Below are 21,207 nucleotides of genomic sequence, written 5' to 3'. Positions count from 1 at the left end.
CATAGTGGCGGAACCCAGTGCGTAAGCGGCGAGAGCCCGTTCAAGTGAATAGCTGCTCAATCAGGTTTCGGGCAGTGGACGAGCCCGGGGCGGACGCGTCGATGGCGGACAGGGCGAGGCGGGTGGTGAACACGGCCAGGCCCTCGCCCGGGTCGAAGGCGAGGAAGAGGTCGATCGCGCGCTCGGCAGCATGACGGTCGCCCGGGCGGCACAGGGCGGTGAGGACGGCGGTGACGGCGTTCTCCCAGGGCGCGCCCGGCACGGTGTCGGCCAGCAGGGCGAGGGCGCCGGGGAGGTCGCTGGCGGTGGCGTGGGCGAGGACGGCGACCTGGCGGCCGTCGAGGATGCGCCGGCCGATGCCGCGGTGCTGCTCGATGTGGCGCAGGGCATCCGTCCAGCGGCCGGCGGTGGTGAGGGCGAGGGTGCCGTCGGCGATGAGGACGCGCCACAGCCACCGGCGGACTTCGCGCTGTTGCTCGGTGGTCTGGGTGAGGCGGGTGGGGATGGTGATGCCGTCGAGGGTGGTCTCGGTGGCGGTGGTGACGGCTCGGTAGAGGTCGAGGAGGAGCTGGTGGCCGTGCTGGTGGTGGCCGGCGCGGATGTGGAGGCGGGCGAGGTTGACGACGGGTTCGAGGAAGTGGATGGCGCTGGTCGCGGGGAGCAGGCCGCGGGTGAGGTGCTGGGCGGCGTGGCGGTGGCAGAGCTCGCGGGCGTAGCCGGGCAGGGCGAGGTCGGAGGCGAGGAGGGCCGCCTGGTTGAAGACGGCGGAGGCGAGGCTGGGATCGTCCTGCCGGGAGGCTGTGTCGGCCAGCTCGGTGAGCCGGCCGACACGGGCGGTCAGGGGCAGGCACGCGGGCCGGTGGCGTGCGACCAGCGGGAACCGCCGGGCGATCGGTCCGGTCGGGTGCATGCGGGTTACTCCCAGATGACGGTGATCGGGTGGTGGGGGCGGTCCAGGAAGAAGCGGCCGGCGGCCGGGTCCGCGGTGGCGGGGGTGTCCGGGAGTTCGAAGCGCGGTTTCCGGCTGCGGTAGCCGGTGTTCCAGGTGCGGATCTGGTCGGTGACGAGGTCGGCGAGGGCGGCGCCCGTCGGGCCGTGGCCGATGACGCCGGTCTCGTAGGTCTTGCGGCCGTCGGTGTCGGGTGGGCCGGGGCGCAGGGTGAGGTAGGCGAGGGAACCGGCGTCCACGGTGGCCATGGCGCCCCAGCCGAACATCGGGTTCACGCCGCGTTCGCGGGCGGTGCCGGTGACGGCCATCCGCATCAGGGAGTTGGGGAGGGTGAGGGCCAGCCACAGGTCCTGGTACTCGTAGGTGGTGCCGGCCGGGATGGTGACGCCGGTCCAGACGTCGTGGCGCTCGGTGTCGAGGACGCCGAGCAGCAGGTCGGCGTGGACCGCGTCGCTCTGGTCCTTGTGGACCTGGAGGGTGACGTCGCCCTGGTGGGTCAGGGCGACGGTGCGGCGGGCGTCGTCCATGCTGCCGCGCAGCGGCATGAAGACGGCGAGCTGGTCGTCGACCGACACCCAGCCGTTCTCGCCGCGCTCGAAGGCGATGGTGCGCGAGGCGGTGCCGCGAAGACGCAGCGGCAGGACGATCCGCCCGGTGGGCTTGACCTGCCGGAGCCAGGCGGTGGGCACCTCGCTGGTGCTCACGGTGGCGATCAGTCGGTCGAACGGGGCGCCGTCGGGGTGACCGAGCGCGCCGTCGCCGAGGACCACGTCGGCGTTGGTGATCCCGGCGTCCGCGAGGTGCTTGCGGGCGCCGTCGACGAGGTCGTCGTCCACGTCGACGGCGACCACGTGCCCGTCCGGGCCGACGATGGTGGCCAGGTAGGCGGCGTTGACGCCGGTCCCGGCCCCGGCCTCGAAGACGCGCTGGCCGGGCCGGGCGTCGAGCTGCTCCAGCATCAGGGCGACGATGGCGGGCTGGGAAGCGGCGCTGATCTGGGTGCCGGACCCGTCGGTCTTGGTGTAGGTGGGGTTGTCGGCGTAGGCGGCCTCCAGAGGGAAGCCGGGCAGGAAGTGCTCGCGGGGAACGGTGCGGAAGGCACGCTCCACCGAGGTGCTGGTGATGTGCTTCTGGGCGAGCAGACGGTCGGTAAGGCTGTTGCGCAGCTGCTCCGCGGAGGTGGCGGCGCTATTGCTGAGAGTAGTCACGTCGGCGACCCTAGTGGTTGTGCGGATGGTGGGCTGCGAGGACGTGGGGCCCTCGCCGAAATGGAAGACGGTTTCCAACGCGCGTGCAGCAGTGGCGGATTGGTGCTCGACGGGCAGGCCGGCGCGGTTGGCGTGGAAGATCATCAGGTGGGCGAGGACGGCGCGTAGCCCGCGGGTGAGGCGGCCGTCGCGCGCCAGGCGGACGAGGTCCTGTCCGGCCTTCTCGAAGGCGTCGACCCAGTCGGATTGGCCGGCGAGCGGTTCACCAGGGTGGGTGAGTCGGCGGGTGTCGAGGGTCATCAGGCGGCGCATCGCGGCGGTCAGGGGGGGCTGCCCGTACGGGTGCGAGGGCGGGCGGCTCGGGTCGCAGTTCGGCGAACTTGGCCCAGACATCGCCCTGTTCGTACCAGTCGAGGCCGGCGGAGCGGAGCATGGCGGAGACGAGGACGACGAGGGTCTCGGTCCGGCCGAGTGCGGGCGGGTCGGGCTCGGCGGTACGGGCCATCAGGTGCCGGCTGTCGGTGTGGAAGAGCCAGTGGGCGATCTCCATGGCGTCGGGGCCGCCGAACGCCTCGGTTTCCGGTTCGTAGATCACGGTGGCCCAGCCCGTGAGGAGTCCCTCCTCGGCGAGCACGTCGAGGAGCGCGGTGATGACGAGGGCGGGGTCGGCGGCGCGGTAGCGCAGTCGCAGCCCCTTTTTGCGCATGTACCACCAGTCGTTCAGCGCGCTGGAGTTCTGGCCGTAGGCGAGGACGGGGGCCAGGCGGTGGGCGGTGATCTGTTCGACGGTGGCGGGGTCGGCGAAGGTGAGGTCGTGCTGGATCCAGCCGGTGGTCATCGAAACGGTCCTTGGTCAGGCGGTCAGGCGGTCAGGAGGCAGACGCCCGGAGCGAGAGCGCGAGGCGGCGGGGGTGGGGTGCCGCCCAGCGTGCGGAGCGGCACCCCACCGGGATCACTGGCCGGAAGCCGCCCAGATCGGGAGGCTCTCAGCGACGGAGGCGGTCCGGATCAGCCAACCCATAGAGGTGTTGGAGGCAGGGCGACGAGGCCGGTGACGAGGGCGACGGCAGCGGCGTGGGTGCGGCTGCCGCGCCACGAGAGCGCACGGACGACCCTGGCCTCGACGGTGCGGGCCTCGCGCAGGCTCAGCCCGGCGGCGTTCGCCCCGGCCTCGCTCATCGTCCCGGTGCAGATCAGCGTGAGCACGGCTCGCCCCGCCTGATCCAGCTCGGGCACGCGGGCGGGCAGCCCGGCGCGCAGCCGCTCGGTGCCGATCAGCTCCGTCGTGATCAGGCGGACGGCCAGGTGTGCGTCGTCCACGGCGCTGGTGCGTCGGCGCAGGTCGGCCAGACTGTGTCGGACCAGGTACTCCCCGGTGTGGACCCGGCCGCCGATCTCGGCGATGGTCAGTCCCTCGGCGGCGAGTTCGGCGATCCGCCGCTCCAGCCCGTTGAGCTCGGGCACAGGGGCACGTCGTGGCTCCATCCTCGGAACGAAGCTCGTGGTCGCCAGGACCCGGCGGAAGCCGGCTTCCCCGGCCACGGGTACTTGATCGGCGGTGCACGCGAGCAGGAGGTCGTCGGCCGGGGCGCCGAGGCGGTGGGCGGCGGCCACGTAGGCGGCGGTGCCGTCGTACGCGCCCTGGCGTACGGCGCAGGACCAGGCCGCTCTCAGCCCGACCACTTCGACAGCACGGTCCGGATCGACCGCTACTGAAGGAAGCACCAGAGCGCACGGGAGGCCGAGGGCCAGCGCCTGGTGCACCAGCCGGACGACGGTCGGCGCGGCCCCGCGAGGTGCGGCCCCGGCCAGAACCTCCGCCAGCGACGGCACTTCCGGAAGGGCGGCCAGCGCGCCGAGGTGTACGACCAGACCGCGCGTGGACCGGAGCATCGCGACGGCGCGCTCCACCGGATCGGAACGGTGGCAGAGCTCTGCCGGGGTCGTCGCTACGGGTCCGGACGCACCGGCAGCTCCCTTCGTCCGGTGGTGCCTGGCGCGGCCCTGGCCCGAATCGGCCGCCGTGGGTGTGGTGAGCCCGGCCAGGGTGTCCCCGGCCGGGGCGATCAGCTGGTGTTCCAGTGCTCGGCGGACGGCGACAACGCGCTTGCGCGTGCCGAAGACGTCCAGCACGGCGTCCTCGTAGAGCTCCGCCGCGCGCTCCCGGACCTCCAGCGCGCGGGCGACGTCGAGGCGGTTCCCGCCCGCCGCCCAGATCCGCAGGATCAGCGTCTGCTCGTCCGTGAGGGCCGGCGGAGCACCCGTCGGGGCCGAACGCGTGAGCAGACCGGACTGCCACGCCCAGGCGAAGGCCTGGACCCGGTTCGCCGTCCCCAACCGGTCGTACGCCTGGCGCAGGTGGTACTTGACGGTGTCGACACTCAGATCCATGGCCGTGCCGATCGCCGCGTTCGTCATCCCGAGACCGACCCTGTCCAACACCGCGACGAACTGCGCGGCTGGCGCCGTGGACACCACTTCCGTACGCATCAGCACGCCTTCGCCCGCTGCCGAAGCCTGCTGAGCTCCACGGCCGGCCAACCGACGCCGAGTGCCCGCAGCGGCACCAGGTCGCCGAGAACGGCCGCGGCGCTCGCCTGCTCCCGCGACCGGGCCCCGAGCGTCCTCAGGACGGTCTGGGTGTAGGTCTTCACCGTGTTCACGGCCAGGCCCAGGCGCTCGGCGGTGACGGTCGGGTCCTCGCCGCCCACCAGCCCGGCGAGGACGGCGACGTGCTGCGCCGACAGCGGGTTGCCGGTGGGGTTCATCAGGTGCACCTCCTGCACCAGGCCCCATCCCGCGCCCAGGGCGGTGGCGTGGAAGCGCGACTTCGCTCCGATCTTCGGCAGCAGCGTGAGGATGGCAGCGCCGACCCTGGCCCGCTCGATCCCGGTGGCCCGGCTGATCGCCCCGTACAGGGTGCCGCGGGCCAGCTGTTGCAGGAGGAGGACGTCGGCCTCGGACAGGTCGGGCTTGACGGGGCGGGAGGTGGGCATGGCGGATCTCCAGCGGAAGCGGGGGAGGAGGGGAGGCTACGACCGGTCGAGGGCGGCCAGCAGGGAGGGCCCGATCCGGCGGGCGGCGTGGGGGCCGATGGTCAGGACGAGGTCGCCCCGTCGGACGAGGGAGGCGACCAGCGACTCGGGGCCCGGCTGGTCCAGGCCGGGCTCGTAGCGGATCACCGTGCCCGCGGGACTGGCGGTGAGGATGCTCTCGCCGCCGTCGACGCGGTTGTGGTGACGGGGGAACGTCGAGTGGACGGGCAGCAGCACCGTCCGGTCGGCGGCCGTCAGGGCGTCGGCGATCAGGCCGGCGAGGGTGTTCGACCGCAGATGCCCGGAGGGCTCGTACACGGCCACCACCGCGCCCTCGGTGAGCATCCGGGCGCCCTGGAGGTCGGCCTCGATCTCCCTCGGGTGCACGGCGATGGACTCCACGACGTCGATTCCACAGCTCGTGCCGAGCCGGGTCAGCGACCGCTCGACGCCGGCGAACGCGCCGAGCCCGTCGACGAGTTCGTGGCCTGGGACACCGAGCGCCCAGCCCGTGGCCCAGGCCGTCGCCACGGCCATGGCGGAGTTCGTCCCCGCGACCGGCACGGTGAAGGTGTGACGCTCGCCGCCGGCCTGGATGGTGACGCGGTGCTCCTCACCGGTCCAGAAGCTCCCGAGGACCTGCACGTCCATGTCGGCGCCGCGACCGACGGTCACCACGCTCGGGCCCCGGCGTCGGCGCAGCCGGTCCGCGAGCTCCAGGCAACCGGGCTGGGCGGCCCACAGCACCACCGCCTCGCTCCGTCGGGCGAGGGCCTCCATCTGGTCCAGCGCCTCCTGCTGGTTCCACCAGCTCGGCGGTGCGGTGTCCGCGGCGGTGACCAGCGTCACGGCAGGGGTGAGGCCTTCACCCAGGGAGCGGAAGCGCCAACTGGGCGGCGAGGCGTCGTGGCCGGAGCTGTCCGGGCACAGGTCCACCACCAGGAGCTCTCCGCCGCCGTCGTAGCCGGCGGAGTCCCCTTTGGGTGCCTCGGCGAGGATCCACCCGGGGTCGCGGCTGACGAGCGCGCAGGTGAGCGCGGCGGCGGCCATGGTGGTCGAGTGGCTGCCGGCGACGGCGACCGTGGTCGGCGCCGTGGCGGCCAGCAGCTCGACGGCCCGCCCGTAGCCCAGTATCGGAAGGCCTCGCCCGACGGCGTGGTCCAGGACCTCGTGCACCACGGTGTTGTCCCCGCCCCAGATCAGCGAGGCCGTCCCGGGAGTGGCCGCCCGAAGGCCGACACCGCACCGTTCGAGCCTTTGGAGCAGGTCGGGGCGGGAATCGGGGCGCGGCGGCGAGACCGTCACCCGAGCGTGCCTCCGGGCCAGGTAGGAGGCCAGGCCCGCGATGCCGGGGGTGTGGGGGTCGAGGATGTGGACGGCCGAGAGGAGGCCGGGCAGCGGCAGGGGCCGTCGAGGCGCCTCGGTGCTGTTGGCGTCGGCGGTCGCGTTCACGCCGCCTCCGTCAGAGCGGCTCCGTCGTCGGCCGGTTGGACGAGGTGGAAGGCGACCTTGCCCAGGTGCTCGGTGCTCGCGCACACCACGGCGAGCATCAAGCCGATGTCGATAGCGGCCGGCACACCGGCGTCGCCGGTGACCGGGTCCTTCAGGAACAGCGGATGGCGCAACACGTGAGCCTCCATGGCCGGAGTGGAACGTGGGGGGCGGGTCGAAGCACGTGGATCGGCTGGGACCCGACGGGAGCGCCGGTGGCGGCGTCTCCGACACGTCAAGAGTGGCCAGGGAGGCGGTACGAGCGGGAGGGGGTTGAAGGGGACAACCCCGAGTGTCCCCTTCATGTTCATGGGGACAGGGCAAGCTGTCCCCATGAACGGAGGCTGGCAGCCTGCGAAGGCATGCACAGTCAGGGAAGCGGTGAGGGACAGACCCACCTACGCCTATGACGGAGGGGGATCAGGAATCGTCGTTCGACCGAATCCCAGAGGGTGTCGACGAGTTCAGATGACCGTCCAGCCCCACGGACGGGCCCCTTCCCGGCCTTGGATACAAGCGAGGCGGTAGTGGGCCTGCTCGCGATGCCGTGTGGGATCGGCCGCAGCGAGCTGGAGTGCGAAGCAGGTGACGCGCAGTTCGCGGATGCTGCGCAGGACCGGAAAGCTCGGCTGCTCCGTGACATCGGTACCGTAGGCGGTGCAGATCGCCTCGTACTGCTGGGCGGTGATGCTGCCGAAGCTCGTGAAGCCCGCTGCCATCGTTGCCAGGTCGTACTCGGGCCGGCCCAGGGAGGAACGTTCGAAGTCGAGAAGGTAGGTGGTGTTCCGGGTGACCGCGGTGTTGCCGCCCCAGGCGTCTCCGTGGACCACACAGAGCGGCCCTCCGAGCGGAAGGTCGTCCCAGGCAGTCTGGAGGTCCGCGAGGTGCCCTCGTAGCCAACTGCGCTGGTGGTCATCAAGGGTGACCGCTTCGGCGATCCGCTCGGCGATCCGGACGAGCGGGTCGAGGAGGCCGAGATCGATGTGCTCGGGTACGGGCAACTCGTGCAATCTGCGGAGGAGCGGAGCCATGTCCGCGCCGGTGCCCGGTCGATGGGGCGGCAGCTCGTGCCAGAAGGTGACGGGCCGGTCGCCGACGAGGACGGGGACGGAGAAGGCGTCCAACGGACGGACGACGGGCAGGCCGCTCTCGTGAAGCCACCGGGCTATCGCGATCTCCTGTACCGCCGCGGGCCGTTGGCCGGTGCGGGCGATCCGGGCCACCACACCTTCGGGGAGTCGCCACAACGCGTTCTCGCCCAGCCTGATCAGCTCGGCATCGTCGGCGGACAGACCGGCTTCGGCACATGCCCTGAGCAGGACGGCATGGGAACCGCTGGCAGTAGTCACCCACCTACCGTAGCGGCGATCTGGAGGTGCAGGCCCTGGAGCCCGCTGTGCCGTTCGTACCGGCGTGCGATGCTCGCCAGCTCCTGGAGGTCCCGCACGGCCCGGTGCGAACGGAGCCGGGCGACCTCGGCCATGGCCAGCTCGGTTTCCGGCAGCACGTCGTCGGGGTCTCCGACGACCAGCAGGAGGCCGGTCAGCTTGGTCCGGCTGAAGGTCCTGGATCGGGCGAACGATTGAGAGTGTCCGTCGACGGCGTTCCTGAGCCGGTCGAGCGCGTCGTCGACCGCGTGACCGGTGAGTGCGAGGTCGTAGACGGCATGGCCGGTGTCGCCGTGGTGCTGCGCGTCGTCGTAGTAGCTCATCCAGGGGGACTCCTGGGTTGCCCGGACCTGGCCGTACGCCTCGTCGGACCGTCCGATGGCCGCGAGAGCTGCCTGGCGATTGCCCAACCGGGCGTGCCCTCGTGCTGCCGCGTTGTTCAGCATGGCGCGTTCGGCGGGGGAGAGCCGGTCGGACCGGACGAGGCCCAGCTCCGCCAGGGTCACGCTGTCCTCGTACTGCTCACACCAAGTGGCGAGCCGGGAGCGCAGGTTGAAGGAGACAGCACGTGCCGACCAGTCGCTCGCCTCCTCCGCGAGCTCTGTCGCCCACCGAAGGTGTCGGCCGGCCTCGGCGAACTCGCCAGTGTCGAGCAGAACGGCGCCGGCGGCGGAGGCGAGACGGCTCGCCGCGGTGAGCAACTTCGGGCGTAGCGGACTGCTGCACGGCGCCTCGGTCAGACCCCTGACCCACCGAAGCTGTGCGACGGCCGTCTCCCGAACGAGACCACCTCCACCGTGCAAGTTGTCCCAGCTGCGCAGGACGGCGGCGGCGGACTCGACGTGGGCGATATCCCCTGGAAGCACCGACGAGCCAGGTCCTGAGCCGGGCTGGATGAGCGGAACCGCGATCGGGCTCAGGCTGTCCACGGATGCTGCTGAGGGATGGGCTGCCTGCGCGGTCGCGACGGCGGAGTCGTCCTCGCCGCGAAGGCCCACTTGCATGTTCACCAGCACGAGGCTGCGGGCGAGTGCTCCGCCGGTGTCCAGCGCGATGTCGAGCGCCTCGGCGTGATGCGGCAGGCACCTGCGCTCACCGCGTTCCATCTTGCCGATCAGATCGCCGCTGAGGTGCACCAAGGTGCCGAGCTCGTCCTGCCCGTAACCCCTCAGCATGCGCCACTGCCGGATCTCGTTGCCCAGCCACTCCTCGGGCGAACGCTCCGGGTGCAGTATGTTGGGTCGTGCCGCCATCTCGCCCCCTTCGACCGGCCGTGGGGACCGATCTCGTTGTCCCCACGGCCGGGAGGATTCCTCACCTGTACCGGGAATCGGTGCTTCCACACATCTGCCGTCGTGGGCCAGGCGATCCTCGTCAAGGCCGGACGGCCTTGACGAGGATCGCCTGGCACTCGGCCGTGTCGATGTCCTGCTCGAACTCGCCGTCCTGGCAGCCCCGAACGAAGGCGGTCCACTCTGCCGCGGTGAAGAAGAGCACCCTCCCCGTGGCCGAGTGCCGAAGTGCGGTGGCGCCGTTCGGGAGGATGGCCACCTCCAGGCGATCCGCAGGATCGCTCTCCGGGGCCACCATCCATCGAGCTACGCGGAGGTCGAGCGTGTAGAGGTCCGACTTGGCGGCCGGCACGTACGTTGTCACGCTTCGACCAGGGTGTCGGCCGCGAGGGCGAGGATGAACGCACGAACCTGACCGGCACCGGACCTGAGCGCGGGGATCTCCGGGTTCTTCGAGTCCCGGATGGCGACAGCCGGAAGCCCTGGCACGGTCGCAAGCTCGACGCAGTTGCCGTTGTTCGCGGTGTAACTGCTCTTGTGCCAGAGCACATTGTCGAGCGGAACGGAGTAGAGGCGGTTTGTCTCGATCATGATGCGGTCAGTCTTCTCTCGGTCTTCGCGATCAGTGCCAGCGACTCCTGGGGACCGAGGGCGGCTCGCAGGAGGTAGGAATGGAGACGGGCGAGACGCCGCAGCCCGAGCGCGTCGTCCACGACGATCGTGCCCGTGACGGCCTCGGCGAAAGCGGTGCCCGGCGATTCCTGGCCGTCGCCCTGGAACAGGGTGAACGCGCCGGTCAACGTGCCTTCGGCCCCCTTGTCGAAGGGGACGACCCGAAGGTCTACGGACTCCAGGTCGGCGGTTTCCCGGAGATGGCGGAGCTGAGCCGCCTGGACGGACGGTCCTCCCACCTCGAACTCCAGCGCGGCCTGGGTGATGACGGCCGTCAGGCGAAGCGGGACCTCGTCGCGCAGACGGCGTTGCCTCATCCTCTTGACCTCGACCAGGCTGTCGACCTGGTCCGGGCCGAGCGCCGCGAAGCCGACCTCGGTGACTGCACGGGCGTAGGCCTCGGTTTGCAGGAGGGCCGGTATGTACGCGACCTGGTACTCGGCCGCGGCGACAGCCTCGTGCTCGTAGGAGATGAACTCCGTGTACCTGCTGCTGAGGACGTCAGCGTAGGCGTCCCACCACATGGCCGTGCGCGCTCGTCCCCGGCGGAAGAGGGCCTCCAGGTGGCCCCGATCCGACTCGGAGACGTCGAAGAGGTCCATGAGGGCCTCGAAGTCGGCCGGAGTGGCGCTGCGCTTGCCGGTCTCGACTCTCGTGACCTTGGAAGTGCTGCATCCGATCCGAGCGCCGACCTCTTCGGCGGTCCAGCCGAAGGCTTCGCGCCGGTGTCGCAGGTCGGCGCCGAACCTGCTGCGTGCTGCGAGCGGTTGCTGCGGGACGGCGGGCGTCATCGATTCCTCCGTGAAGCCGTGGTTCGAGGATTCTGTCGCTCCGTCAGCTTAGCGGGTCGGACCATGTACGGCATGTGTATGGCAACAGAATTGGCAATTTGCCAATCATGCGTAGGCCGTATCAGCGCGGCATCGTCCCATAGATCCAGGCGCCGGCAGGCGTGCTGCGGTATGCCGGTGACCTGGCGACCCGGGTCCTGCCGGGATCCGGTGAGCCGGGTGCTGCCCGCGAGGAGCTCTACGGTCCCGATGCCGCGGAGTTCCCGGAGCCTGGCGGGCGGCCTAGGCTGCCGGGATGACGACATCTCCGGCGACCGGGTTCGGCGCGGTGGTATTCGACTTCTTCGGTGTCCTGACTTTCAACATGGTCGAGGTGATCCAGGCGTTCGAGGATCGGGAGAAGATCGTCCGCGGGACGTTCCTTCGCGGGTGGGCTTCACCGGAGGGACAGGAGCTGTTCCGTCGGCTCGAGCTCGGCCAGATCACCCAGGAGGAGTGGAACTCGAGGTTCGGCGGCCTGATCGGCGTCGAGCCTGCCGGCTTGATGGCGCGGTACCTCCACGACGCCTTCCCCGCCTACCCGGTGCTCCGCGTTGCTCGCCAGGCGCGTGCAGCCGGGATCAGGACGGCGGTGCTGTCGAACTCGCTCGGCCGCCAGCCGTTCGACCCGTACTCCGGATTCGACCTCGCCGGTACGTTCGATGCGGTGGTGCTCTCCGCCGACGTCGGCGTACGCAAGCCGGATCCGGCGATCTTCCGGATCGTGTTGGACCGGCTCGGTGTGGGCGCGGATGAGTGCCTGTTCGTTGACGACAGTGAGTCGAACCTTGAGGCCGCCGCCGGGCTCGGGTTCACGCCGTTGCTCGGGTTGGACGAGGACGTGGTGGCCCGGCGTCTGCGCGAGCTGCTGCACCTACCCGGCAGCGGCCTGTAGGAAGTCCGCGATGGGCCGGTAGGCGGCGTGCGGGGCGAGTTTGACCCGCAGTCCCTTGAGCTGGGAGGAGGAGCGGGCGGAGTCGACGGAACCGAGGCAAGCGGCGGCCTGCCAGGCGGCGGCGACGGCCGCATCGAGGTCGTTCAGGACGAGGTGGGCCTCGGCGGCGCGGGCCAGGTAGATGGCATGGCTGCGGGGAAACTCCTCGTCGACGCTGGGGTGTGCCCGCATGCCGGCCTCGAAGCGGCGCAACGCCTCGGCCGGGTCGCCGAGGTCGAGCGCGCACGAGCCGGCGATCATCTCCACCTCCGACCTGGTCACCCAGTAGAGGAACTCGGGTTCGTCGTCCTGTGGGCCTCTGTCCAGCATGTCGTGTGCCAGGCGGAGTTGGCGGCCGGTTGCCGCCTTGGCAGTGGTCTTCGACATCGCACGGGCGGTGCGGGCGGCCAGCATCGCCTCCATGCGGGGGGTGCTGTGTCGCCGCAGCTGCGAGCGGGCGGTCTCCAGGAGGGCCACCGCGCGGTCGGCCTGGCCGGTGGAGTAGAGCTGGACGGCTGCGAACGAGATGGTGTAGACGCCCCCGGTTGCGTCGCCTGCTTCGGCGGAGGCGCGGAGGGACGCGTCGAAGTACCGCTGGGCAACACCGGGGCGGCCTTGGTCGAAGGTGCACCAGGCGACCTGCCGTGCGGCTTCACCCGCGAGCCGGAGGAGACGGTTCGCGGCAGTGCCCCGGTAGCGGCCGGCCTTGAGGAGGGTCACCGCGAGCGACAGTTCCCCGGAGGCCTGCCTGCGGACCTCCCCGCTGCCGAGCTCGTCGTCCAACCTGCGCAGGAGCTCGAGTCGGCCGGCCATGTTGACCAACATGGCCGTGCCCCCGGCGCTCTGCGCGCTCTCGACGGGTGCGTTGGGGCGGGCGATGCCCAGAGCGCCGGCCCATCCTCCCGCTGATGCCGACATTGCGGCACCGGCCTTGACGAACCCCCGGCGATCCACTCGGCCTGCTCTCCCGTCCACGAGGTCGGCGAGGACCGTCAGTGCCGCTCCGTCCTGACCCCACGGAACGGCGGACGGCGCAGCCTTGGCGTTGGCCAGCTGCTTCTCGAACTTGCCGTCGGTTCGCAGCGCGCGGTCGTAGGCCGCGGCCACGTCGATGGTCAACGATCTGTTCCCGTTCTCCACGTTACGCAGATACGCCGGTGTGAAGCTCGTTGCCTGGGAGAACTGCGCCCAGGACATCCCGGAGTCCCGGCGAGCCTGCCGTAGGTCGTTCCGTAGTCGCTCGGACATCGCGACGCTCCTCGGGATTTGGGATCGCTCGTGGATCGGACCCAGCCATTGTTCCCGGGACGCTGGCGGTGTGTGCTCGGTTCAGCACAGATTGCCACTTCCGCCTGGTCGGAGCTGGGCCCCGGCCCCGCGGCGCCATGCTCTGCCTCGTACCCCTGATCTCGAGAGGTGCACGATGAACTCCCCCTTCGAAGCCGACCCGGCGGCCGGCCCTCTGCCCAACGGATGGCTCCCGGGCCTCCCGGCGGGTGGCACCTACACCATCGGCAAGCGGGCGAACTGCGACATCGCCCGCACGGTCGACGGAATCGACGGCAGCGACCTGGTCACCGTGGAACTCGTCCTGACGGCCACTGAGCTGACCAAGCCCGGCTTCGTCTGCGACTTCGGTGACCTCTCCGGGCTCCAGCAGCACGTCGACCAGGTCCTGGACCACCAGGACCTGGACACGATCCTGGCCGACCCCACCGACGCCGGAATCGTCGCCCATGTCCGGGCGTGGGCGCAGGAGAACCTGCCCGACGACGTGCGTCAACTGCTCGACGACGTCCGGGTCTTCACCGGCCGCCTCCCCGACCCCGCCGCTGATGAGGCCGTCCGCTTCCGGGCCCGGCACTGGCTGTGCGATCTGCCCGACGGCCACAAGTGCGGTCGCCACCACGGCCACGCCTACCTGGTGACCCTCCCGGACCCGGACCAGCCGGACAACCTGCTGCCGGTGCCCGGGAAGCTGCGCGAGGTCGTGCTCTCGCGCTTCCACGGGCAGGTCCTCAACACGGTCTTCGACTTCAACCCGACCAGCGAGCACCTGGCGGCGGTGCTGACCGCGTGGCTCGTTGAGCAGGAGCTGACGGCCGTGGGCGGGCGCCCCTTCACGGTCCGCGTGTCCGAGACGGCGAGCACCTGGTCGCAGTTCACCCTGGAGACGGCGTGAGCACCCGGGCCACGGCGGCCGCCTCCCCCGACGGAGCCGCTGCACCGGGAAGCAGCATCAGACACCTGGACTGGGACGACGTCCAGGCGCAGGCCGCCCGGATCGCCGCCGCCATCCGGACGGACGGGGTGCCGCAGACCGTGGTGGCCGTCGTACGCGGCGGCATGGTCCCGGCGGTGCTGCTCGCCCATCAGCTCGGTGTCCGCGACCTGCGGGCGCTGGAGGTGACCCACACCGTCGACGACAGCGCCAACGCGGCCAAGACCACCGAGCCCACGGTCCGCAACCCCGCCTCGCTGGGCGGGCTCGACGGCTTGGACGTGCTCGTGGTGGACGACGTGGCTGGCACGGGCCAGGCCCTGGCGAGCGCGGTGCGGATCGTGGAGCAGGCCGGCGCCGCCCGGGTGCGCAGCGCCGTGCTGGTGGTCAACGAGGCGAACTGGACCGGCGACAGGCCGCCTGGCGAGACGGTGACCTGGATCGGGGAGACGGTCCGCGGTTGGGTCGTCTTCCCCTGGGAGGCGTCCGCGTCGGCGGGAGCGGAGGGAGCGTCGTGAGCAGGGTCGCGCTGGTGCTGTTGTCCTATCGGCCCGACCAGCCGTCGGGTATCGACCGGTCGATCGGCGCCTTGGTCAAGGGGCTGCGGGTGCTCGGGCACATGCCGCTGGTGCTGACGGCGGGCCCGGCCGGTCCGCTGGACCACCTGGAGACCGGCCTGATCCGGCTGTCCAGCGTCACCCTGCCGCACCCGGCGACGAACGCGGACGTGCTGGCCGCCCTCGCCGACCCCGCACCGGTGGCGGCGGAGGTCCGGTCCGTCCTGGCCGAGCACGGCGCGGACGCGGTCTGCTGGGGAGACACCCTGTGGGGCCTGGGCTACCTGAGCCCCGCCCCGGCCGGAGTCACCACCGCGCTGATGGTCCACAAGATCCGCCCCAGCGCGGAGCAGCGCTGGCAGAACGCGCTGGCGGCCGTCGACGTCGTCTGCTCTGCCAGCGACTACCTCGCCGACGGCGGGTCCGCAGCCGGTCTGGACACCAGCCGCTGGCGGCCGGTCCTCAACGCCCTGCACACCCTCATCGAGCCTCCGACCGCCGGGGAGCGGGCCAAGTTGCGGGAGACGGGGCCGGTGCGGATCGTCTCGCGCGCGGACCCGGCCAAGGGCCTGGCCGAACTGCTCTGGGCACTGCCCCCGGACTGGGACCGGCCCGTGGAGCTGGTCCTGGCCGAAGCCGGGTTCGAGCTCCAGAGAGGAGGGCAGGCCCGGACCCTGGCCGCCTGCCGGGAGGTCGAAGCCCGGCGCCCCGGCCTGGTGAGCATCCTGCCGGCGCTCGGCTGGGCCGACGTACCGGACTTCTTCGCCGGCGCCGCCGCCACCGTCATCTCCACCCAGGTGCCGGAGACGTTCTGCTTCACCGCCGCCGAGGCCCTGTCCGTCGGAACCCCGGTGGTCGGTGTCGACCTGGGCAACGTGCCGCTGCTGGCCGGCGAGGCCGGACGCTACGTGCCGCTGGAAGCCGGTCCCGGGGGACTGTGGTCGGCCGTGGCCGAGCTGCTGGCCGACCCCGGCCGGTACGAACGGGCCAGTGCGGCCGCCCCCGGCCGCATCACCCGCTTCACGCCCCAGAAGTCCGCCCGAGCCCTCCTGGACGCCCTCGGGCTCTGAGCCCACCGCACGACGCTTCGTCGCACGGGCGACCCGTGCGACCCCGTCACCCTTCCCACGGACAAGTGGAGGACACCTTCGTGGACACCACCCTGCCAGCCCCCGCCGAACCGCACCCGGGGCCGGACTCCGGCACCCGCGCCCCGATCGACGCCACGGCCGTCGAGACCCTGCTGCGCGACCTGCTCATCGCACTCGGCGAGGACCCCACCCGGCCCGGCCTCGCCGACACCCCGGCCCGCGTCACCCGGTTCTTCACCGAATTCCTCGGGCACGAGGCTGGCACCACCGACACCACCTTCGAGTACCAGGCCGAGGGCGAGGGGTGCGTCGCCGTCGGCGGCATCCGCACCGCCTCCCTGTGCGAGCACCACCTGCTGCCGTTCACCGTCGAGGCAGTCGTCGCCTACGCTCCCGTCGACCGGGTGCTGGGCCTGTCGAAACTGGTGCGGATCGCCCACCAGCACGCTCACAAGCTCCAGCTGCAGGAGCGGCTCGGCGCCGAGATCGCCGAGGACGTCGCCCGCCTGACCGGCAGCAAGCAGGTGGCGGTGTGGATGGTGGGCGACCACTCGTGCATGGTGGCGCGCGGGGTACGCGCCCACGGGACCCGCACCGCCACCGAGTACCTGCTCAAGCCGCTGGCCGCCGACATGGTGGCGGTGGAGCGGCTGCGCCGCGTCGCCGCACTGGCCGGCGGTGCGCGATGAGCGCCGTGGTTACGCTCGAAGGCGTCAACGGGGTCGGCAAGAGCCACCTCGGCCGCCTGGCCGCCGCCGCCCTGGGCCCGGTGTGCGTGCCGCTGGTCGAACTGCCCGACTCCGCGCCGACCGGCCTGCCCGGCCAGGTCATCGCCGCGCTGCACAGCGAGGGCGACCGGTTCCTGCGAACCGGCCACCCGGGTACCGAGACGCTGCTGCTGGCCGCGCTCCAGGTCCACCGGCACGAGGCGCTCGCCCCTGTCGGCCCCGGCCGGATGGTGCTGGAGGACCGCGGTCCGGCGTCGGTTGCCGTCTACCAGGCCGCCGTCCTCGCCGAGGCGGCCGGCGCCACGGACGCTTGGGCACTGGAGCGGTCCCTGGCCATCGAGCAGATGATCCGGGGGTGGCGGCCCGCTCCCACGACCGCCGTGCTGCTCACCGACGACCCCGACGCGTGCCGGGCCCGGTTCGAGCGACGCACTGGCCAGGCGGCGAGCCGGGACGAGCGGGCCCTGATGTCCCGTGCCGGACGGATCTACCACCAGCTGGCCGCCGTGTCGGACGGCTACGTGGTGCTGGACCGGCAGCTGATCGGCGAAGCCGACGCCGTCGACCTCATCACCGGGCTGTGCCGCGACGCGGCCGCCACGACCGCGGACGGGGTGGCCGAGTGAAGCCGGGGAAGACGGTCAGCCTGCTGTGGGGCCTGCGCTCGTTCTGCGCGTCCCACGGCTGCCGGTACTGCTACTTCGGGACCGTCGCCGAACACAGCGTGCAGATGCCCACCCAGCTCGGGGTGCTCTCCCACCTGTCGCCGAACGACCTGACCACCGAACAGGTCCTGGCCTTCGCGGGCACGCTGGCCGACTCGCCGGTCGGCCGGGTGTTCCTGGCCGGCGGGGAGCCGCTGCTGTGGAGGCCGATCATCAAGCTGATCGAGATCCTCAAGACAGGCGGCCTGGAGGTGGTGGTGTGCACCAGCGGTGTTGCCCTGAACCGGGCGGACTTGTGCGATCAGCTGATCGAGCTGGGTGTCGACGCGGTGTCGGTGTCGCTGGACTCCGCCGACCCGGTCCACAACGACCGGTGGAGGCCGCCGCGCCGCGAGGGCGACGGCTGGAAGGCCGTTGTTTCCGGGATCAGCGCGCTGCTGGAGGCCCGCGGGCCCGCGCCCCATCCCAAGGTCGGCATCTACAGCGTCATCACCGCCCGCAACCTGACGGACATCATCGCTGTGCCCGAACTCGCGGTGGCGCTGGGCTGCGACTACGCCGTCCCGCAGCCGATCGCCCTCGACCCCGGCCACAAGCTCGTCAAGGCGCTGTCCCTCACCCCCGACCACGCGCCCGAACTGCGCCAGCACTTCGACGAGTTGTACGCCGCCGAGCTGCCGCTGGTGCTGCCCGAGCGCTCCTACGCCCGCCAGGTCGCCTCCGCGGTCACCAAGCCCACCGACCTGGTCCCCGGCTGCTTCGGCGGCGACACCCTCTTCTTCGTCCAGCCGGACGGCACGGTGTGGGACTGCCCCTCCGGGCTGAAGATCGCCGCCACGGCGCCGGAGCGCCACCGCACCATCAAGGACACGGCCGCCCGGGACCTGTTCCCCGCTCCGACCGGCTGCGGCGCCGACTGCTCCCTGTTCTCCGTGGACTGCGTCAACATGTGGCCGCTCACCGGCTTCCCCGTGCTCTCCCCGACCGGAGCGGAGGTTCACCGTGCCTGAACCCGCGCACCACCAGGCGATGGCCGCCGCCGTCGCCCGCATGCCCAACCCGTCCGGCTACCAGGAGGTCACGGCGCTGGAGGAGGAGCTGGCGGCCGCGTTCGGCACCCGCCGGGCCGTCGCCGTCTCCTCCGGCACCGCCGCGATCACCACCGCGCTTGCCGCCTGCGGCATCGGAGCCGGCGACGAGGTCCTGCTGCCGGCCGTCACCGTCGTCATGACGGTCGCCGCCGTCGTCGCCGCCGGGGCCCGCCCGGTGTTCGTCGAAGCCGGCGCCGACGGCCGGGGCCTGGACCTGGCCGACCTCACCGCGAAGACCGGCCCGGAGGCCAAGGCCGTCATCGCCGTGCACCTGGCCGGGCGCACCGACGGCATCCACGACGTGGCCGCGTACACCCGCACCACGGGCCTGCGGCTGATCGAGGATGCCTGCCAGGCCCAGGGCACCACCACCCGGGGCCGCCCGGCCGGCACCGTCGGCGACACCGGCTGCTTCTCCCTCAAGGACGGCAAGATCATCGCGTGCGGGGAAGGCGGCTACCTCCTCACCGACGACGACGCCCTCGGCGACCGGGCCGCCGCCTACCGCACCCACTGGCAGAGCCCCGCCCCCGACGCCCCGGCCGGAAGCCGCCTGGGCGTCAACTACCGCCTCGCCGAGCCGCTCGCAGCCCTCGCCCGCCACAACCTCCAACGCTTCCCCGAGGCGCTGGCGCATCGCCGTAGGCAGGCAGCCGCTCTCCACCGCGCGGTCGACGGCACCGCGGGCCTGGAGCCGATCGCCGCGGGCGACGGCGACATCCCCAACGGCTACAGCGCCCTTTGGCGCCTGACGCTGCCCGCGCCGCGCGCCTTCGCCGCCCACCTCGCCGGCCTCGGCGTGCCCAACAGCGTCGGCACCCACCGCCTCACCGCAGCCCACCTGCACCCGGCCTGCTCCGGCTACGCCACCGGCGATCTTCCCCGCGCGCACGCTACGGTGGACACCCTGCTGGCCGTCCCGTTCACCGAGCACGACACCGAACGGGCCATCGAGCAATGGGCGTTGACGATCAGGCAGGAGGCCGCCGCGTGGAAGAGCTGATGCGCGATCCCCGCTTCGCCGACACGACCCTGGTGGTGATCGACTTCGAGGGGCTCACCCCCGCCGGACGGCCCGCCGAGCCGATCGAGGTCGCCGCCCTCGCGCTGCGCGCCAGCGGCCGCCGACTGGTGGAGGTCGGCCGGTTCGAGTCACTGATCCGCCCGCCCGCCGACGTCCCCGTCACCGCGATGGACACGGCCCAGACCGGCCTCACCGCCGCCCTGCTCGCCACCGCGCCCTCGTCCGCCCAGGTGATGGCTGGCCTGGACGCTCACCTGAGCGCACCGCCGTACCGGCTGGTGGCCCACCACGCGCACACCGAAGCCGGCCTGATCGCCCATCAGGCCGAGCACTGCCCCGTCCTGGCCGCCACGCCGCTGCTCGACACGATCGGCCTGGCCAAGGCGGTCCTGCCGGGGCTCGGCTCCTACCGGCTGGACAACCTGCTCGGCCACTACGGCATCCCCAGACCCGCGGACCGGCACCGGGCGATGCCGGACGTCCAGGTCACCGCCCAGGTCCTGGAACTGCTGCTGGCCGCAGGGTGCGCCACCGGCCGGTGGCGCACCCTGTTGGAGCTGGACATGGCCGCCGGGCTGCAGCCCAAGCGCCTGACCCCGGCCGTCCCGGACGCGGAGCAGAGCGCCCTGTTCTGACCGTCCGCCCTCACGCCGCCAGGCGCAGCGACCCGTCGGCGATCATCGCGAAGAGCTGCTTCACCTGAAGGCGCGAGTCCTCGGACAGGCCCTCGACCTCGGCCGCCTCCTGCTCGGTGAACCAGCGCACCTCGTGCACCGCACTGCCAGGCGCCTCGTCGTCACCCGCCCGGGCGACGTACACGTGGTCGATGTGCCGGTGCGGCTCGCGGGTGTGGTTGTCGGCGCAGGCGTCCATCTCCACCACCCACCACGGCGCGACAGGCGCGCTGTGCGGGAAGCCGGAGGGCAGCGGAAGCGACGGACCGGGGAGCAGCTCGGCCCGCAGCCCCGTCTCCTCCTCGATCTCGCGCAGCGCGGCCTCGGCCGCCCCCTCGTCGACCTCGACGTGCCCGCCGGCCGGGAGCCACAGCTCCAGCCGCGGATGCCACACCAGAGCTGTCCTGCACTCCCCGTCCCCGCCGACGCGGAAGACGAACGCACTCGCTGTCGATTCCTTGATCACTTCGCTGCTCCTCGGCACTCGGCCACCTACGGTGCCGCACCGGCCCACCAGGCGGCAGGCGCCGAGCCTTTCACACCACGCACCACCCAGATGACCAAACGTCACCGATCCGGCCACCGCGCCGCCGGCCCCGGCAAGGAGAAATCCGTGGAGCCCGTCTGGAACGGCCAGCTCTCCTGCGACTACGAGCACACCAGGCCCGGCAGCACCCCGCTGGAGCTCGACCTGTACACCACGTCCCTCACCCGGTGGCCCGGCGTGTTCATGAACGACCCCCGCCCGTACGGGCGACTGCGGCGGCCGGGGATCGTCGACATCCCGGAAGGCGACCATCTCGCTCTCACCGGGCGCTGGCACCAGCTGCTCGCCGATCCCGCCTACGCCAGCTCGATGGTCACCGCCGCCGAGCAGCGCCACCGCCTCGCCGACACCACCATGCTCGCGCTGGAGCACCAGCTCAAGGCCGGTGCAGCTGCTGAGCGGCAGCTCGCGGCGGCGACCTCGGCGTTCCTCGGCGTGATGAGCGCCCACATCGTCAACTGGCTGCTGCCCGACGACGACTGGCAGCACCTGCTCGCCGAACTGCTCGGCGGTGACGCCGAGGGGCGGGCCTGCCGCCTGGCCCTGAACACCCCCGATGCCACCGGCCACCTGCTGGACGCCCACCTGGTGCTCCTGGACGGCGCCGCCGCGCTCGCCGGGGGCGCCGACCTCGTCCTCGCGGCCGGCACCCTCGCCGCGCGGGCCGGAACCCTGTACGGGGACGGCTCCCCGGCCGCCGCCGCGATGCCGCTCGAAGACCACGCCCGCGCCGCCGGGCTTCTCACCGCCACCGCCGCCACCGACACCACCGGCCAGCGCCACGTCATCGACGCCTCGCGCCGACGCGCG

24 protein-coding genes are annotated in these 21,207 nt (G+C 72.0%); 10 read left to right on the top strand and 14 right to left on the bottom strand.

Translation table 11 applies throughout. The features are described from left to right. Window positions 1-40 precede the first annotated feature (40 nt). From AE652_RS46125 to AE652_RS02745, 12 genes are all read right to left on the bottom strand, one after another. The gene (locus tag AE652_RS46125; RefSeq protein WP_053111940.1) at window positions 41-910 is read right to left on the bottom strand and encodes a hypothetical protein; all 870 of its coding nucleotides are present in this window, start codon (window positions 908-910) and stop codon (window positions 41-43) included. Between the two features lie 5 nt (window positions 911-915). Next, the gene (fxlM, locus tag AE652_RS43395; RefSeq protein WP_199823031.1) at window positions 916-2,457 is read right to left on the bottom strand and encodes a methyltransferase, FxLD system; all 1,542 of its coding nucleotides are present in this window, start codon (window positions 2,455-2,457) and stop codon (window positions 916-918) included. Next, window positions 2,420-2,995: a thiopeptide-type bacteriocin biosynthesis protein gene (locus AE652_RS43655; RefSeq protein WP_049649465.1), complete on the bottom strand. Its 576-nt coding sequence runs from the start codon at window positions 2,993-2,995 to the stop codon at window positions 2,420-2,422. Before AE652_RS43655 ends, fxlM begins: the two co-directional genes overlap by 38 nt. Before the next feature lie 170 nt (window positions 2,996-3,165). Next, window positions 3,166-4,647: a LuxR C-terminal-related transcriptional regulator gene (locus AE652_RS02780; RefSeq protein WP_159028333.1), complete on the bottom strand. Its 1,482-nt coding sequence runs from the start codon at window positions 4,645-4,647 to the stop codon at window positions 3,166-3,168. After that, complete coding sequence (locus tag AE652_RS02775) at window positions 4,647-5,153, bottom strand: LuxR C-terminal-related transcriptional regulator (protein ID WP_049649463.1); 507 nt, start codon at window positions 5,151-5,153, stop codon at window positions 4,647-4,649. Before AE652_RS02775 ends, AE652_RS02780 begins: the two co-directional genes overlap by 1 nt. A gap of 36 nt (window positions 5,154-5,189) precedes the next feature. After that, complete coding sequence (locus tag AE652_RS02770; protein ID WP_049649462.1) at window positions 5,190-6,644, bottom strand: hypothetical protein; 1,455 nt, start codon at window positions 6,642-6,644, stop codon at window positions 5,190-5,192. Then, a complete protein-coding gene (locus AE652_RS46120) occupies window positions 6,641-6,832 on the bottom strand; it encodes a hypothetical protein (protein WP_159028332.1) in 192 nt (63 codons plus the stop codon). Before AE652_RS46120 ends, AE652_RS02770 begins: the two co-directional genes overlap by 4 nt. A 315-nt stretch (window positions 6,833-7,147) precedes the next feature. Next, the gene (locus tag AE652_RS02765; protein ID WP_049649461.1) at window positions 7,148-8,032 is read right to left on the bottom strand and encodes a phosphotransferase enzyme family protein; all 885 of its coding nucleotides are present in this window, start codon (window positions 8,030-8,032) and stop codon (window positions 7,148-7,150) included. Further along, on the bottom strand, window positions 8,029-9,324 hold the full coding sequence (locus AE652_RS02760) for a helix-turn-helix domain-containing protein (RefSeq protein ID WP_049649460.1): 1,296 nt from the start codon (window positions 9,322-9,324) through the stop codon (window positions 8,029-8,031). The genes AE652_RS02765 and AE652_RS02760 overlap by 4 nt, the downstream gene beginning before the upstream one ends. Before the next feature lie 121 nt (window positions 9,325-9,445). Next, the gene (locus AE652_RS02755) at window positions 9,446-9,727 is read right to left on the bottom strand and encodes a DUF397 domain-containing protein (RefSeq protein ID WP_234348198.1); all 282 of its coding nucleotides are present in this window, start codon (window positions 9,725-9,727) and stop codon (window positions 9,446-9,448) included. Beyond that, on the bottom strand, window positions 9,724-9,954 hold the full coding sequence (locus AE652_RS02750) for a DUF397 domain-containing protein (RefSeq protein ID WP_049649459.1): 231 nt from the start codon (window positions 9,952-9,954) through the stop codon (window positions 9,724-9,726). The genes AE652_RS02755 and AE652_RS02750 overlap by 4 nt, the downstream gene beginning before the upstream one ends. Beyond that, window positions 9,951-10,826 carry a helix-turn-helix transcriptional regulator gene (locus AE652_RS02745; protein ID WP_063780036.1) on the bottom strand — a complete coding sequence of 292 codons (876 nt, stop codon included), beginning with the start codon at window positions 10,824-10,826 and terminating at the stop codon, window positions 9,951-9,953. The genes AE652_RS02750 and AE652_RS02745 overlap by 4 nt, the downstream gene beginning before the upstream one ends. 295 nt (window positions 10,827-11,121) lie before the next feature. On the opposite strand from AE652_RS02745, the gene AE652_RS02740 reads away from it, so the two are divergent. After that, a complete protein-coding gene (locus tag AE652_RS02740) occupies window positions 11,122-11,760 on the top strand; it encodes an HAD family phosphatase (protein ID WP_049649458.1) in 639 nt (212 codons plus the stop codon). Here the strand turns inward: AE652_RS02740 and AE652_RS02735 are convergent. Next, on the bottom strand, window positions 11,740-13,047 hold the full coding sequence (locus tag AE652_RS02735) for a helix-turn-helix transcriptional regulator (protein ID WP_049649457.1): 1,308 nt from the start codon (window positions 13,045-13,047) through the stop codon (window positions 11,740-11,742). The genes AE652_RS02740 and AE652_RS02735 overlap by 21 nt on opposite strands. A 175-nt stretch (window positions 13,048-13,222) precedes the next feature. Between AE652_RS02735 and AE652_RS46115 the strand changes: the two genes are divergently transcribed. The 8 genes from AE652_RS46115 to AE652_RS02695 all read left to right on the top strand — a co-directional run bounded on the left by AE652_RS46115 (window position 13,223) and on the right by AE652_RS02695 (window position 19,811). Further along, window positions 13,223-13,981: a 6-carboxytetrahydropterin synthase gene (locus AE652_RS46115; RefSeq protein ID WP_049649456.1), complete on the top strand. Its 759-nt coding sequence runs from the start codon at window positions 13,223-13,225 to the stop codon at window positions 13,979-13,981. After that, on the top strand, window positions 13,978-14,538 hold the full coding sequence (locus tag AE652_RS02725) for a phosphoribosyltransferase (RefSeq protein ID WP_234348197.1): 561 nt from the start codon (window positions 13,978-13,980) through the stop codon (window positions 14,536-14,538). Before AE652_RS46115 ends, AE652_RS02725 begins: the two co-directional genes overlap by 4 nt. After that, window positions 14,535-15,647: a glycosyltransferase family 4 protein gene (locus AE652_RS02720; RefSeq protein ID WP_049649455.1), complete on the top strand. Its 1,113-nt coding sequence runs from the start codon at window positions 14,535-14,537 to the stop codon at window positions 15,645-15,647. Before AE652_RS02725 ends, AE652_RS02720 begins: the two co-directional genes overlap by 4 nt. 65 nt (window positions 15,648-15,712) lie before the next feature. After that, the gene (gene folE / locus AE652_RS02715; RefSeq protein WP_234348196.1) at window positions 15,713-16,357 is read left to right on the top strand and encodes a GTP cyclohydrolase I; all 645 of its coding nucleotides are present in this window, start codon (window positions 15,713-15,715) and stop codon (window positions 16,355-16,357) included. Then, window positions 16,354-17,022: a hypothetical protein gene (locus AE652_RS02710; RefSeq protein ID WP_049649454.1), complete on the top strand. Its 669-nt coding sequence runs from the start codon at window positions 16,354-16,356 to the stop codon at window positions 17,020-17,022. Before folE ends, AE652_RS02710 begins: the two co-directional genes overlap by 4 nt. Beyond that, entirely contained in the window at window positions 17,019-18,071 is a 1,053-nt protein-coding gene (locus AE652_RS02705; RefSeq protein ID WP_049649453.1) for a radical SAM protein, read from the top strand. The genes AE652_RS02710 and AE652_RS02705 overlap by 4 nt, the downstream gene beginning before the upstream one ends. Beyond that, window positions 18,064-19,155 (top strand): DegT/DnrJ/EryC1/StrS aminotransferase family protein, encoded by a 1,092-nt coding sequence (locus tag AE652_RS02700; RefSeq protein WP_234348195.1) that lies wholly within the window; start codon window positions 18,064-18,066, stop codon window positions 19,153-19,155. The genes AE652_RS02705 and AE652_RS02700 overlap by 8 nt, the downstream gene beginning before the upstream one ends. Next, window positions 19,143-19,811, top strand: coding sequence for a PolC-type DNA polymerase III (locus AE652_RS02695; protein WP_234348194.1), 669 nt, complete (start codon window positions 19,143-19,145; stop codon window positions 19,809-19,811). Before AE652_RS02700 ends, AE652_RS02695 begins: the two co-directional genes overlap by 13 nt. A gap of 10 nt (window positions 19,812-19,821) precedes the next feature. Here the strand turns inward: AE652_RS02695 and AE652_RS47815 are convergent, their stop codons facing one another. Then, window positions 19,822-20,316 carry an NUDIX domain-containing protein gene (locus AE652_RS47815; RefSeq protein WP_053111939.1) on the bottom strand — a complete coding sequence of 165 codons (495 nt, stop codon included), beginning with the start codon at window positions 20,314-20,316 and terminating at the stop codon, window positions 19,822-19,824. Window positions 20,317-20,463: 147 nt separating this feature from the next. Here AE652_RS47815 and AE652_RS02685 point away from each other — a divergent pair. Beyond that, window positions 20,464-21,207, top strand: a 744-nt coding sequence (locus AE652_RS02685) for a hypothetical protein (protein WP_049649450.1), incomplete at its 3' end; no start/stop codon positions are given.

It is taken from the genome of Kitasatospora sp. MY 5-36 (genome assembly GCF_001182915.1).
In the GTDB taxonomy this organism is placed as follows: domain Bacteria; phylum Actinomycetota; class Actinomycetes; order Streptomycetales; family Streptomycetaceae; genus Kitasatospora.
This window is presented reverse-complemented; position numbering and strand designations above follow the sequence as displayed.

Coding starts and splice junctions, on each gene's coding strand:
- fxlM (WP_199823031.1), bottom strand. CDS start 2,457: ATGACCCTCGACACCCGCCGACTCACCCACCCTGGTGAACCGCTCGCC.
- AE652_RS02710 (WP_049649454.1), top strand. CDS start 16,354: ATGAGCGCCGTGGTTACGCTCGAAGGCGTCAACGGGGTCGGCAAGAGC.
- AE652_RS02760 (WP_049649460.1), bottom strand. CDS start 9,324: ATGGCGGCACGACCCAACATACTGCACCCGGAGCGTTCGCCCGAGGAG.
- AE652_RS02750 (WP_049649459.1), bottom strand. CDS start 9,954: ATGATCGAGACAAACCGCCTCTACTCCGTTCCGCTCGACAATGTGCTC.
- AE652_RS02740 (WP_049649458.1), top strand. CDS start 11,122: ATGACGACATCTCCGGCGACCGGGTTCGGCGCGGTGGTATTCGACTTC.
- AE652_RS02780 (WP_159028333.1), bottom strand. CDS start 4,647: ATGCGTACGGAAGTGGTGTCCACGGCGCCAGCCGCGCAGTTCGTCGCG.
- AE652_RS46125 (WP_053111940.1), bottom strand. CDS start 910: ATGCACCCGACCGGACCGATCGCCCGGCGGTTCCCGCTGGTCGCACGC.
- AE652_RS02745 (WP_063780036.1), bottom strand. CDS start 10,826: ATGACGCCCGCCGTCCCGCAGCAACCGCTCGCAGCACGCAGCAGGTTC.
- AE652_RS02735 (WP_049649457.1), bottom strand. CDS start 13,047: ATGTCCGAGCGACTACGGAACGACCTACGGCAGGCTCGCCGGGACTCC.
- AE652_RS02775 (WP_049649463.1), bottom strand. CDS start 5,153: ATGCCCACCTCCCGCCCCGTCAAGCCCGACCTGTCCGAGGCCGACGTC.
- AE652_RS46115 (WP_049649456.1), top strand. CDS start 13,223: ATGAACTCCCCCTTCGAAGCCGACCCGGCGGCCGGCCCTCTGCCCAAC.
- AE652_RS43655 (WP_049649465.1), bottom strand. CDS start 2,995: ATGACCACCGGCTGGATCCAGCACGACCTCACCTTCGCCGACCCCGCC.
- AE652_RS46120 (WP_159028332.1), bottom strand. CDS start 6,832: ATGGAGGCTCACGTGTTGCGCCATCCGCTGTTCCTGAAGGACCCGGTC.